This is a genomic window from Fructilactobacillus ixorae, assembly GCF_024029915.1.
In the GTDB taxonomy this organism is placed as follows: Bacteria; Bacillota; Bacilli; order Lactobacillales; family Lactobacillaceae; genus Fructilactobacillus; species Fructilactobacillus ixorae.
In genome coordinates, this window is the sequence record NZ_CP097478.1 from 128430 (window position 1) to 140361 (window position 11932).

12 protein-coding genes are annotated in these 11932 nt (G+C 44.9%); 10 read left to right on the forward strand and 2 right to left on the reverse strand.

The features are described from left to right. Nucleotides 1-22 precede the first annotated feature (22 nt). Genes M8332_RS00550 through M8332_RS00560 form a run of 3 tightly spaced genes read left to right on the forward strand, consistent with a single transcriptional unit; the run spans nt 23 to nt 3123 of the window. The gene (locus tag M8332_RS00550; protein ID WP_252780221.1) at nt 23-1072 is read left to right on the forward strand and encodes a glycosyltransferase; all 1050 of its coding nucleotides are present in this window, start codon (nt 23-25) and stop codon (nt 1070-1072) included. 18 nt (nt 1073-1090) lie between these two features. Further along, nucleotides 1091-2080 carry a glycosyltransferase family A protein gene (locus M8332_RS00555; protein WP_252780222.1) on the forward strand — a complete coding sequence of 330 codons (990 nt, stop codon included), beginning with the start codon at nt 1091-1093 and terminating at the stop codon, nt 2078-2080. Nucleotides 2081-2091: 11 nt separating this feature from the next. Continuing rightward, complete coding sequence (locus M8332_RS00560) at nt 2092-3123, forward strand: glycosyltransferase (protein ID WP_252780223.1); 1032 nt, start codon at nt 2092-2094, stop codon at nt 3121-3123. A 61-nt stretch (nt 3124-3184) separates the two neighbouring features. Here M8332_RS00560 and M8332_RS00565 read toward each other — a convergent pair whose 3' ends face one another. Continuing rightward, a complete protein-coding gene (locus M8332_RS00565; RefSeq protein WP_252780224.1) occupies nt 3185-4204 on the reverse strand; it encodes an acyltransferase in 1020 nt (339 codons plus the stop codon). Nucleotides 4205-4366: 162 nt separating this feature from the next. Here M8332_RS00565 and M8332_RS00570 point away from each other — a divergent pair, with 162 nt between their 5' ends. From M8332_RS00570 to yjeM, 7 genes are all read left to right on the forward strand, one after another. Next, nucleotides 4367-5365, forward strand: coding sequence for an NAD(P)-dependent oxidoreductase (locus tag M8332_RS00570; RefSeq protein WP_252780225.1), 999 nt, complete (start codon nt 4367-4369; stop codon nt 5363-5365). A gap of 13 nt (nt 5366-5378) precedes the next feature. After that, a complete protein-coding gene (locus M8332_RS00575; RefSeq protein WP_252780226.1) occupies nt 5379-6371 on the forward strand; it encodes an NAD(P)-dependent oxidoreductase in 993 nt (330 codons plus the stop codon). A gap of 11 nt (nt 6372-6382) precedes the next feature. Then, on the forward strand, nt 6383-6988 hold the full coding sequence (locus M8332_RS00580; protein WP_252780227.1) for a nitroreductase family protein: 606 nt from the start codon (nt 6383-6385) through the stop codon (nt 6986-6988). Between the two features lie 18 nt (nt 6989-7006). Beyond that, nucleotides 7007-7219, forward strand: a complete 213-nt coding sequence (locus tag M8332_RS00585) for a hypothetical protein (RefSeq protein ID WP_252780228.1) — start codon at nt 7007-7009, stop codon at nt 7217-7219. A gap of 85 nt (nt 7220-7304) precedes the next feature. Beyond that, a complete protein-coding gene (locus tag M8332_RS00590; protein ID WP_252780229.1) occupies nt 7305-9104 on the forward strand; it encodes a putative glycosyltransferase family protein in 1800 nt (599 codons plus the stop codon). A gap of 58 nt (nt 9105-9162) precedes the next feature. Continuing rightward, entirely contained in the window at nt 9163-9678 is a 516-nt protein-coding gene (locus tag M8332_RS00595) for a methylated-DNA--[protein]-cysteine S-methyltransferase (RefSeq protein ID WP_252780231.1), read from the forward strand. 31 nt (nt 9679-9709) lie between these two features. Then, a complete protein-coding gene (yjeM, locus tag M8332_RS00600; RefSeq protein WP_252780232.1) occupies nt 9710-11176 on the forward strand; it encodes a glutamate/gamma-aminobutyrate family transporter YjeM in 1467 nt (488 codons plus the stop codon). 223 nt (nt 11177-11399) lie between these two features. Here yjeM and M8332_RS00605 read toward each other — a convergent pair whose 3' ends face one another. Further along, nucleotides 11400-11921: an HdeD family acid-resistance protein gene (locus M8332_RS00605; protein WP_252780233.1), complete on the reverse strand. Its 522-nt coding sequence runs from the start codon at nt 11919-11921 to the stop codon at nt 11400-11402. Between the last annotated feature and the right edge of the window lie 11 nt (nt 11922-11932).

Below are 11932 nucleotides of genomic sequence, written 5' to 3' on the forward strand. Positions count from 1 at the left end.
TAGGGAGAAGAGGAGCTTTTTTGTGAAAAAAAAAATTGATGTCATTTGTAATATTGAGCCGGGCGGAATTACCACCGTGGTTAAGCACTTGCTGACTAGCCCAGCATTTTTGCAAACGTTTGATTTATCTCTATATGTATTCCAGCACTCTCACTACACAGAAGCACTTCAACAAATCGGCCAGCACGTCCCAATTACGAACTCAGCTAGTACATCTAAGCGCCGAAACCTAGTGGCGCTATTTAACTTCTTAGTGCACTATGAGGGGGCTGCGTTAATTATTCTGGGACCGCTCCAAGTAATGTTGGCCCGGATGGTAAAGGTCCTGTTTAGGAAAAAGTACACCATTATTTCGTGGATTCAGGTTTCGCAAAAGGATCCGGGGATTGCCAAGAAATTTTTTGCGCTAAAGTATGCGGACTATCACCTGGCAATTTCTACGGGGATTAAACAAGAATTGGAACAATTGGGAGTTGCCGAGCAACGCATCGACGTCATTTATAATCCCGTTGACCGGCAAACCAAAGTAATTAAAGCTACTACGCCATGTAAATTTATTTACATTGGCCGGCTTCTTTTAGATGGTCAGAAAAATTTGCGGCAATTACTACGTTGTTTTGCAGCCTTAGATGGTAATTGGAAGTTAGAAATCTTTGGCAATGGTCCAGATGCTGAAGGCGTGGCGACGTTGATTGCTCAGGATTCCCGCTTACGGGCGAATGTTCAGCTCCATGGTTGGGTTGAGAATCCACTACAAACAATTGAGACAGCCAATGCCCTAGTTCTAAACTCTAATTATGAGGGGTTTGGAATGGTCTTAGCGGAAGCAATGAGCTATGGGATTCCCTGCATTTCCTCTGATTGTCCCGTGGGCCCTAGTGATATTATTCAGCAGGGACAAAACGGCTTTCTATATCAGTTAGGGGACTACCAGGCATTAACTACGAATTTACGCCAGTTTGTTGCCGGAACCACGAACTTTGATCCCCAGGCCATCAAAAATTCAATTCAGTTCATGTATACTGATGAGTATGATCATCGCTTGTTAACAACGCTTGAAAAAATTGTGTAATTGGAGAGGAATTTGCTAATGGTACCCATGGTGGACGTGATTGTTCCGGTTTATAACGGGGAGCAATTCTTACAAAAGTGTTTAAATTCATTGGAGCAACAGACATATCCCAATTTGCATCCCATCCTGGTTGATGATCATTCTAGTGATGGTTCAGTTGCAATCCTTCGTGACTATCAACATCGGTCTAAGTTTGAGGTCACGGTGTTGGTGAATGAGGAAAATAAGGGGGTTTCGTACTCTAGAAATCGAGCGCTTGAGCAGCTCCAGGGAACATACGTAACCTTTGCGGATGCCGATGATTTGTTGTTGGAAAAGCACGTGCAAAAACTAGTAAAACTCATTGAAGCCAATGATGTCCGGATTGCGGTTACCGGGGGTGGCAGCCATTTAAAGCTCAACCCGAAGAATTTCAAGTGGCCCCGGGTGTACTCGTTTAACGATTCCTTGTGTGAATTGCTTGGTTCGCGGGGGGTAGAGGGCTACCTGTGGAATAAGCTATTTTATACGAGTGATATTAAACAATACCAGCTGAACTTTGTTCCTAACATTTTTATGGGTGAAGATCTGTTGTTCGTGTTTAAGCTCGCAGTTGAAACTCGAACCAAGTTAGTTTATGGACCACGAGTCACTTATTATTATCGCCCCAACCAGGATAGCGCCATGCGAAAAAATCGGAGTGTCGCCGGGGTGTTGAAAAAGGGACAGAATTGGTTAAAAACGTACCACGAGTTACAGACCATTGCAGCTAAAAATCTTGATCCGCACGCCAATAATAAGGTGTTTAAGCTATTAGACCTGCAGTATTATGGGTCCATTAACGATTTTATGTATGATTTATTTAAGGTTAACGATCATAAAGATGCTGTGCAATTAAAGCCCGAGTTCCAGCACTTCGTAACCCATGATTTTATTCGAGTCTTGTGCAGTAAGTATTTTTCGTCCAGAAGAAAAATTGGAATTTTCAAAAAAACCCGCCAAAACCAACGGGATTTAAAAACTAAGTAATGAGGTAGTTTATGAGTAGATACATAATTAATATGGTTCGTGCTGACGGCAGTTCTGGTGATAATAAGCCCAAAGCAGATGCAGGACGGATTTTAGCCGATCGACTCGCATTTCAGCCCGTAAACATTAAGCAGTATAAGCATAGTCGGATTGATCAAAATTGGCTAATCCACAGTCGAATTAAGCACAAATTAGGTCCCCTCCATTTGACTGCTGATGACGTTGTTTTGGTGCACTACCCAATCTATACGGGCGCAAAGTTTGAAACTTATTTACTAGAATATTTGCAAAAACACGGGGTAACAACCATTGCATTAGTGCATGATCTTGACTCGTTGCGGTTTAACTGGAGTATTTTTGGTGACCTCCAAAACGAAGTGAACTATTTGAACGGGTATGATTTTGTGATTGCGCACAATCCTAAAATGACCGAACTGCTCCGACAGACGGGACTGACGACCAAGGTTGTTAATTTAAGGATTTTTGACTACCTTGCGAAACGGAACGAAGTTGCAAATTCGAGCCAAACTAAAAATCAGGTCACCTTTGCTGGGAATCTGAATAAAGCACCTTTTTTAATTAATTTGCAGGTTCACAATCCAGTTAAGTTTGAATTATACGGTAACATTGATGATGCTAGTCAACTTAATCCATCGTTACATTACCACGGGAGTGTTTCGCCTACGCAGTTGGCAAAGGAAATGGGCCGTGGATTTGGCCTGGTTTGGGATGGAACCTCAGTTAACGGCGTAACTGGCTCCGTTGGAAATTATTTACGATACAATAATCCTTACAAACTGTCTGCTTACCTCAGTGCAGATATGCCTGTGATTGTGTGGGAAAAAGCAGCCATTAGCGATTTCGTTAACCGCCATCAAATTGGAATTTCCGTTGCCCGAATTGATGATTTGACGGATGTTTTATCCCAGCTTGATGATGCTAAGTTTCAGCAGATGGTTGCTAATGCCCAATCAATTGGGGCGAAGGTCCGCAATGGCGATTATCTCTACGCAGCTGTAAAACAGTGTTTAAAACCAAATTAATGTAAAAAGAAAAAACTGCTCTTGGCGAAGCTTGGTCGAGAGCAGTTTTTTCTTTAAGTTCCTAAGGGAGGATTTGCTTAATCAGTTTAACTTTACGAACCCAGTAAATGATAGCGGCACCCACCACATAAGTTACAATTGGCATTAGCCAAACATAGCTGAAACTATTTGGAAAGGGTTTGAAACTAATTTCAAACAGTTTAAAGAAGAGGGGGTGAAGGATATAAATGCCTAGACTAGTTGAGGCCGTGGCTGCAATCAACTTTTCGTGATTAGAGAAGAAAGCAGTACTTTCGCTAACTCGCTTGACCAATAAGTAGAGACCGACGGAGTAGAAACAGAGCAGGGGCCCACCGAGCGCAAAGCGGTCTAACTTTACGAGACAAAGGAGCAAAGAAATGACCAGAGCCACTCCACCGAGCGCCATCAGGATGTTTTGCAGTTTAACTGAAAAGTAATCAGTTTTAAGCAGGTAACCCATGATGAAGAAGCCTACAAATTCAGAGGCAATTGGATTAATCTGAACCCCAGTGGCCCCACCAATAATGGGGAGATTCAAAGCTTTAGCAAAGTATAAATATACGTAGGTTCCGATGAAACTTAAAATTACTAGATAAAGCAGCAATTCTTTATGGTGCTTGGCTAGAATTGCCAGCACCGGAGTTAACAAATACAGTAAAATGATGGCGTAGAAAAACCAAAAGATATTATTAATGTTATTGTTTAAAAAGCTAAACAGGAAGTCTTTGATGCCCGGATTGGGATGGGGAATTGGTCCTGGAAAAGCAGTGAATTTTATATCATAAAGATAGTAAATAACGCTCCAAACGACTAGGGGAATGCCAACCCGTTTCATTCGTTTTATGAGAAAAGTTTTAGTTGAATATTTTTCCCGATAGTTTAATAAGGTCGCCCCTGAATTCATAATGAACAGGTAAACAGCCGGAATAAAAATTGCTTGAATCAGGTCATTCTTGACGATAATCCCCTTGTTGTTAATGAATTGGGAAGAATGCAGCATTAAAACGGAAAAAATGGCAAGCATATTGATGAGATCAATGTAAATAATTCTTTTTTTCATAATCACACTTCCTTGTAACTGAGTAATCATAGTTATAATTATGCCATTGATTGTGATAAATGTCATTTTTAAAAAGATTGCTAGGGGAGATTTCCTTAATTTCTTGCTATCTAATTTCCAAGTACCTTATAATTAAGCATAGACCGACTGAGGAGAATGAATATGTTTAAAATAACTGTGTATAACGTACGTGAGGTCGAAACCCCACTGTTTGAAAAAATTAATAAGGATAATTATGACCTAACGTTGGTAGCGGAACGGCTCACACTTGATAACGTGGATCGGGCCGAAGGGGCTAATGCGGTTATGATTACGGCCTTTGACGATTGTGATGCCGAAGTGGTAGAACGGTTAGCCAGTGCAGGGGTGAAATACATCTACACCCGGGTCGTGGGTGTAAATAACATTAACGTTAAGGCGGCCAGAAACCTGGGGATTCAGGTTGCCAATGTGCCTAACTATTCCCCGCGGGCCGTGGCAGAATTGTCCTTGACGCTTGGCCTAACGTTATTCCGGAACGTGTCCAAGTCCACTGTAAACACGCATGATGGGGATTTTCGGTTGCTGCCAACTTACTATGCCAATGAAATTCACAGCGCAACGGTGGGCATCATTGGGGCCGGCAAGATTGGGATGACCGAAGCGAAACTGTATCGTGGCTTAGGCGCTAAGGTCGTGGCTTACAAACGGAACCCCACTCCAGACAATGACGTGGTTTCCTTTGTGGATTTAGATACACTGCTGCGGACTTCTGACATTGTGTCACTCCACATTCCGTACATTCCGGGGCAAACTGGAAAGTTAATTGGTGATCCTGAAATCGCGAAGATGAAGGACCAGGCTATTTTGGTGAACACTGCCCGGGGGCAAGTCGTTGATAACCAGGCGGTGGCGGATGCGGTGCGTAATTCGCACCTCGGTGGTTATGGAACGGACGTAATTTTGGATGAAGATGCCATCATCGGGAAACAATTTGATTCACTGGATGACTTGCCCAACCCGCTTAATCTAGAGTTAATGAAAAACTATCCTAACGTTTTAGTAACTCCGCACATGGGCTTCTTTACGGAGCCAGCGGTTGAAGACACGATTCGGATTAGTTTTGAAAATGTTGCTAACACATTAACAAAGGGTGCTCCATTGTACCCAGTAAGCGAATAGAAGGGGATTAAGCATGGCTAAAATTACGGTTTATAATGTTCGTGACTTGGAAAAACCGCTGTATCAAGAACTCAACCACGATCGCTTTGAATTAAAATTAATTGAAGAACCCTTAACGACGGACAACGTTGAAACTGCTAACGGGGCCGTCGGCGTTTTAATTGATGGGACGACTAACGCGGACGCAGAATTATTAGCAGCGCTCAAAAGCTTAGGGATTAAGTACTGTTTCACTCGCTTTGTGGGGTACAACAACATTGATTTAGATGCTGCGAGTGCTCGTGACATTATGGTGGCTCGGGTTCCAAGTTACTCACCATACTCAGTAGCAGAATTAGCGTTGACCCTGGGCTTGGACCTGGTGCGCCACGTTACGGAAGCAACCGACAATACCAACCAAGGTGATTTCTTACTGCATCAAGGCTACTTTGCCAATGAAATTGACCATCTAACGGTGGGCATCATTGGAGTTGGGCACATGGGAGCAGCCGAAGCAAAATTGTGGCACAACTTAGGTGCCGAAGTGTTGGGATACCAACGCACCCCCAACGATAATCCTGACGTTGATTTTGTTTCCTTAAACGAATTGTTGCTGCAATCAGACATCGTCTCGATCCACGTTCCCTATATCCCAGGGGAAAACGACCTTATGATTGGGGCGATTGAGATTGGAAATATGAAGAATCAGGCCGTCTTAGTGAACACCGCCCGGGGTGAACTGGTCGACACGGCTGCCGTGGCCGATGCCCTTGCTGATGGTAATCTAGCTGGCTATGCGGCTGACGTTATTCCAGATGAAAATGCCATTGATGGCCAGCAGTTCGATAGTTTAGATGACATTCCGGATCCAGAATTACTGAGTTTGATGAAACACTACCCGAACGTAATTATTACCCCGCACATGGGTTATGATACGGAACCAGCTACCAAGGACATGATTAAAGTTAGTTTACAAAACTTTCAAGATGCCATTGATACTGGTGCAACTGAAAACCAAATTAAGTAGGAGGAACCTTCGTGAACACCCAATTATTAGATTTAATGAAGCAACGGCGGACGATTTATCATTTGGGGAAAAACGTCCAGTTCGACCAAGCGGAGCTTTATCGCTACATTAAGGAAATTGTCCGCAACACCCCGTCGGCATTTAACAGTCAACCGGTACGGGCCGTTGTGTTGTTTAACGAACACCACGCAGCGCTGTGGGACATCGTGGAAACCACGCTTGAAGAACAGGTCGCCCCGGATGCTTTCTTACGGACAAAGGCAAAGATTAGTAGCTTTCGGGATGCCTACGCCTCGATTTTGTTTTACACTGATATGGATGTTGTTAAGGACTATACGGATAATCCAGCGTTAGCTACCTATCAATATCAAGAATACAACTGGTCGGAAGAAGCGCAGGGAAACGCCCAATTTGCCGTGTGGACGGGACTCGAAGAAAACGGGTTGGGAGTAAACATTCAACACTACGATCCGTTGATCAACGCAGCGGTAGCTTCCCGATTTGAGCTTCCCGCTAGTTGGCAACTCCGCGCCGAAATGAACTTTGGTTCGATTGAAAAACCAGCGGACGCAAAGGAATTTATGGATGATGCGGACCGCTTTAAGCTCTTTCAATAGTTTCTGTAGGAGGTTCACATGACGCAAGCACAAATTGAGCAGCGCTTGTTAAAACTGCGTCACTTGGCGAACATTACGATTACGCCACTCTGCTTAGCGCTAATCATCACCTATTTAGTGCAAAAAACGGTGACGCCATTAGTGATCTTGTTAGCTGTACTAGTGGTTTGTACCTATTTACCGTACGGACTTGTGACGCTCTACTACGTTTTCAAACGCCGCCAACGTTAAAATAACGCCCCTCGCTCATAATGGTGAGGGGTGTTTTTTTGGTGTAAAATGGAAAAGTCGGAAATACGAAAGGAGGGATGACGACATGCGAAAGTTCCGTGAATGGGGCCTAGCAATGTTGCTGATTATTGTGGCAGCGGGCTTGATCATGTTAATGCAGTGGCAAAAACACACCGTCATCCTCGGATACGATACGTTCTTTCATTTCAATCGAATTTATGATGCTGCTCAGCAATTGCAAACGGGGCGGTTTAACTACTTCATGAGTAACTATGGGTACCAACAATCAGGTCAAATGATTAATGCGCTCTATGGACCGTACTTTGCGTATGTATTAGGGCTGGTTTTGTGGCTGACCGGTAGTTGGTTTAGTTTCCAACTAGTGACCGGCACCCTGATTTTAGTGGGTGCGGGAGTTAGTGCGTGGGTGCTATTTTGTCGGTTACATGTTCATCGGTCCTTAGCAATTCTAGGGGCCCTCATTTATTTAGGCCAGAATTTTATTACATATTGGATCACGAGTGCGGCCTTTCTGGATTGGGGAGCGATGATACTGCCCCTAGCAGTTCTAATGGGGTTGGGGTTACTGGACGGGCGCCCGACGAAAATATCATGGGGCCTTGGGTTGGTCATCGCGCTTTTAATCGAAATGCACACCTTGAGTGCAGTGATGACCTGCTTAATGCTGGTTCCCTTTGCCCTCGTCGGTTGGTGGCGGTCGAAAACGAAGGGGCGGTACCTTGGACGTTTAGGGTTAAATGCACTTGGCGCGCTCGTACTAACTGCTAATTACCTAGTGGTATTTGTGAACGTAATGCTGCATAACCACTTGGTGGCGCCGTTTGCCGTGAAGAGTTTAGCCCAGGGAGCCATGCATTTTTTAAGCCCGAATTGGATGCAGACCGATCTCGGAATTGTGTTTATCGTAATTATTAGTGGACAAATTGCCTTGTTATGGTTAGTGCGCCCGCAACGGCGCTTAAATTACTTTCTAACTGGAATTGGGCTCGTCTTTTTCTACATTTCCTCAAATCTCTTTCCCTGGCGGTTGGTGGGGCGGTACTTGCCGTTTCTAAACCACTTTCTCCAGTTTCCTTCCCGCTTTTTTTCCTTTGCAGCCTTATTAATTCTGGCGGGCTTTTTAATGTCACTCACAACCGTGCTGGACATGCCCAAGTTGCATTGGGTGCATGGGTCCTTGTATGCCCTGGTGGGGTTACTAACCGTCATGACCGTGATGTTAGGGATGCGTAATGTGAAATTTCAGGCCGATAATAACTGGCACGGACAGACCGAACCACCCCAAGTTGGGGTTTATACTCCGGTCAAACATCGTCATGATTATTACCAACCGGGGGTTACCAACGCCCGTCTCAAAGCGGACTTTGCCAGTTCTGATCTGAATAGGCCGTTGTTAGACGAACGGCGGGGGATTACTGACTATTTGCCTAATAACAGTGGTCGTGTTAACGTTCGCCACTTACAAACGCAGTATCAAACTCAGATTATGTCGCGGTCGTCCCGCTTTACTAAACACGTTGATCGGCAGGGACAGTTACATGTGGCCTGGCGTGAATCCCAAGCTGCGGTGACTACCATTCCGGTGGTGGCCTATCATGATACGCGGGTCCGGCTGAACGGGCAAACGTTACAGCGCGGGCAACACGCGGATGCTAACCACTTTTCCGTAACCGAAATTGGCGCCATTCAGGTGCTTACCCGGTCAGGTGCCAATCAAGTAACGGTTTCCTACCAACCGGCTTCGTGGATTACGGGAGCGAGATTAATTTCACTAGGAGCCTGGTTCCTAGTGTTTGGCTGGGGATGGTGCTTGTGTTTTCGTTATCTGTTCAAGCGCTGCTGGTGCGGGTTAACTAGGTTTTAATTGCTAAATGTGCTAAAATAGCAAGCATATCATTGGAACGAAACGAGGAGTTATTTAAATGCAACGGTTATACTGGGATGCAATTAACATCAATGACCAAAAGGTCTTTTATACGGTTACCGATGCGGGACTCAATTTTGTTAGTTCGCCTGATTGTGGGGTTTCACAGGTATTGCGGTTTTATGCAGCCCCGTTTGAATACAGCCATGATCACCAACAGACGGATGGGTACCGAAAAGCCCTGAAACGGTATTTGAAGGGGAAGAGTGAGTCCTTTGGCTTTCCCCTGGATTACTTGGTGGATGGGACTCCTCAACAAGAAGAGGTCTGGCAGCTGATTAGTGCAATTCCCTATGGAAAAACTCTGAAGCTGGCTGACCTTGCAGCACAATTACGCGTTGACCCAGCCACCGTGCGGGCGGCCATGCAGGCCTGTCCGCTGTGGTTAGTGGTTCCCCTCCATCGGGTGGTGGAACTAGGCGATGATTGTGGCTATCGTACTAACGCAGCCATGCGCACCTATCTGCGTAATCTGGAGCAAAGTCCAAAATCAGAGTTAAGGGAGTTATTATAACCGTCATTAACTTTGAGAGGAATTTAAACAGATGAATAACCGAAAATTAACTTTAATTTCGTTAGTATTGATTATCTTTACTTCGATTTTTAACTTTGTTAACATTCCACGGGCCTTTTACTTAATGGGCTATGCCTCCATTATTTTTTATCTGATTGCAGCCGTTTGTTTTTTCTTACCATTTGCGTTTATGGTGGCGGAGTTTGGGTCTGCATATCCCAGCGCCAAAGGGGGAATTTATACGTGGATGGCGGCGTCCGTTAACCCCCGGTATGCCTTTGTGGGGATTGTGATGTGGTATACCTCCTTCATTACGTGGATGCTGAATACCAGTTCCATTATCTGGATTCCGATTTCTACGGCCATCTTTGGGGTGGATAAAACCCAGAGCTGGCATCTGTTTGGCCTTAACGATGTTCAGACGCTAGGGATCTTAGCAGTGTCCCTGGTGGCCCTCGTGACCTTTGTGGCTAGCCGGGGGTTAAAGCAGTTTAAACTGATTACCTCCATTGGGGGAACGGCCATGCTACTGGCCAGCTTCATTTTGATTGTGGGGGGAAGTATTATCCTGCTCTTGAACGGACATCCCCTTCAGCCGTTGAGTTTGCTGAGCTTCTTTAAATCCCCCAATCCGGATTACCAGACGGGAATTGCCGTGCTTGGTTTTTCCGTTTACGCAATTTTTGCCTTTGGGGGGATTGAAATTATAAGTGGGCTGGTTGATCAAACCAAGCAGCCCCAAAAGACCTTTCCCCGGGGTATTGCGATTAGTGCTAGTTTAATTACGATTGTCTACGCCCTCGGGATCTTTGTGACGGGGATGTTTACGAACTGGAACCAGGTCTTTAATGCTAATGGAGGTCAGCACGTCAACATTGGCAACGAAGCCTTTATTGCCATGAATAACTTTGGTTACCAACTAGGCCTCGCGTTGCACTATCCCCACGCTGTTGCCGTCCAAATGGGCCTCTGGGTGGCTCGCTACATCGGCTTGTCCATGTTCTTGGCCTTAATGGGTGCCTTTACAACGGTGGTCTTTTCGCCAATTAAACAACTGGTCGAAGGAACGCCGGCCCACATGTGGCCAGCATGGTTACGAAAAGTGAAACAGGACTTACCGGTGAACGCCATGAAGATACAAGCCCTCATTGTGATGGCGTTCATTTTACTGGTCTCCTTTGGTGGCAAAGATGCTAAAATGTTCTTCCAGATTGTCGTTTCTATGACCAACGTGTCGATGTCACTCCCATACCTGTTTGTGGCCTTTGCGTTCTGGCAGTTTCGCAAGAAACGGGTTGCCCATCCATTCGTGTTCTTTAAGAGCTATCCCGTGGCGCGCTTAGCGTCGATCGTGGTCTTAGTAACCGTAGGGGCGGCCATCTTGTTTACGTTGATTGCACCAGTGATGAGCGGACAGTGGTCCACTACGTTATGGATGATTCTTGGTCCCGGCCTTTTTATTACGGTGGCGCTACTGTGGTCGCGAAAAACCGACTAACTTATTTAAATTACAGAACAAAAGAAGCTTGTCAGGTGGATTACTGACAAGCTTCTTTCCTATACAAATAAAATGGTCCTGACGGGAGGTAATGATTTCAGTGATGGGGTTATTACAACCGATAGCCCCAACCAGTGGCCGTCCCGGCATATTTCATAATGAGGAAGCTCCGGTGGCTCAATAAAAAAGGAGTGGTCTGAGACCACTCCCGTTAAATCGTTGTTTAGAATGAACGAACGACCAACAAAATTCCGAAGAACATGAGGTAAAAAGCAATTAAGAAGAGGCTGGTACTGACCCCTAATATCGGATTGAATAACAGCACAATTCCTAAGATTAAGCCGATTACTCCTAAGATAACCGTAAACCAGAAGTAACCCTTGTGGTTTTTGCTGATGTACCGGCTTGCCCAGAGTTCAAAGAGTGAATCAACAATGAACGAAATGGATAGAACTACCCAGAGGTAGATGCCACCCAAACCAGGCATGAAGATAATCAAAACCCCAAGGATCAAGTCAAGGATGGCACTGATAATCATCCAAGTATTGCTGATCCCCAGTGTCTTATCAATGGCACTTAAATCAGCTAACTTGAAGATCCCTTCCATAATCAAAGCAAAGGCAATGATGTAAGCAACGACCATCAAAGAACCGTTGGGGTATTTCAAAATTACTAACGACAGAATCGCAAACAAAATCCCTACGACTAACGTAAATGGATCAAATTTTCTTTCTGAACTAAACATAGTGTTTCCTC

Excerpts from the sequence above, each read along its gene's own strand:
- M8332_RS00595 (WP_252780231.1), top strand. The coding sequence starts at position 9,163 with ATGCAACGGTTATACTGGGATGCAATTAACATCAATGACCAAAAGGTC.
- M8332_RS00590 (WP_252780229.1), top strand. The coding sequence starts at position 7,305 with ATGCGAAAGTTCCGTGAATGGGGCCTAGCAATGTTGCTGATTATTGTG.
- M8332_RS00565 (WP_252780224.1), bottom strand. The coding sequence starts at position 4,204 with ATGAAAAAAAGAATTATTTACATTGATCTCATCAATATGCTTGCCATT.
- M8332_RS00575 (WP_252780226.1), top strand. The coding sequence starts at position 5,379 with ATGGCTAAAATTACGGTTTATAATGTTCGTGACTTGGAAAAACCGCTG.
- M8332_RS00560 (WP_252780223.1), top strand. The coding sequence starts at position 2,092 with ATGAGTAGATACATAATTAATATGGTTCGTGCTGACGGCAGTTCTGGT.
- M8332_RS00570 (WP_252780225.1), top strand. The coding sequence starts at position 4,367 with ATGTTTAAAATAACTGTGTATAACGTACGTGAGGTCGAAACCCCACTG.
- M8332_RS00605 (WP_252780233.1), bottom strand. The coding sequence starts at position 11,921 with ATGTTTAGTTCAGAAAGAAAATTTGATCCATTTACGTTAGTCGTAGGG.
- yjeM (WP_252780232.1), top strand. The coding sequence starts at position 9,710 with ATGAATAACCGAAAATTAACTTTAATTTCGTTAGTATTGATTATCTTT.
- M8332_RS00555 (WP_252780222.1), top strand. The coding sequence starts at position 1,091 with ATGGTACCCATGGTGGACGTGATTGTTCCGGTTTATAACGGGGAGCAA.
- M8332_RS00585 (WP_252780228.1), top strand. The coding sequence starts at position 7,007 with ATGACGCAAGCACAAATTGAGCAGCGCTTGTTAAAACTGCGTCACTTG.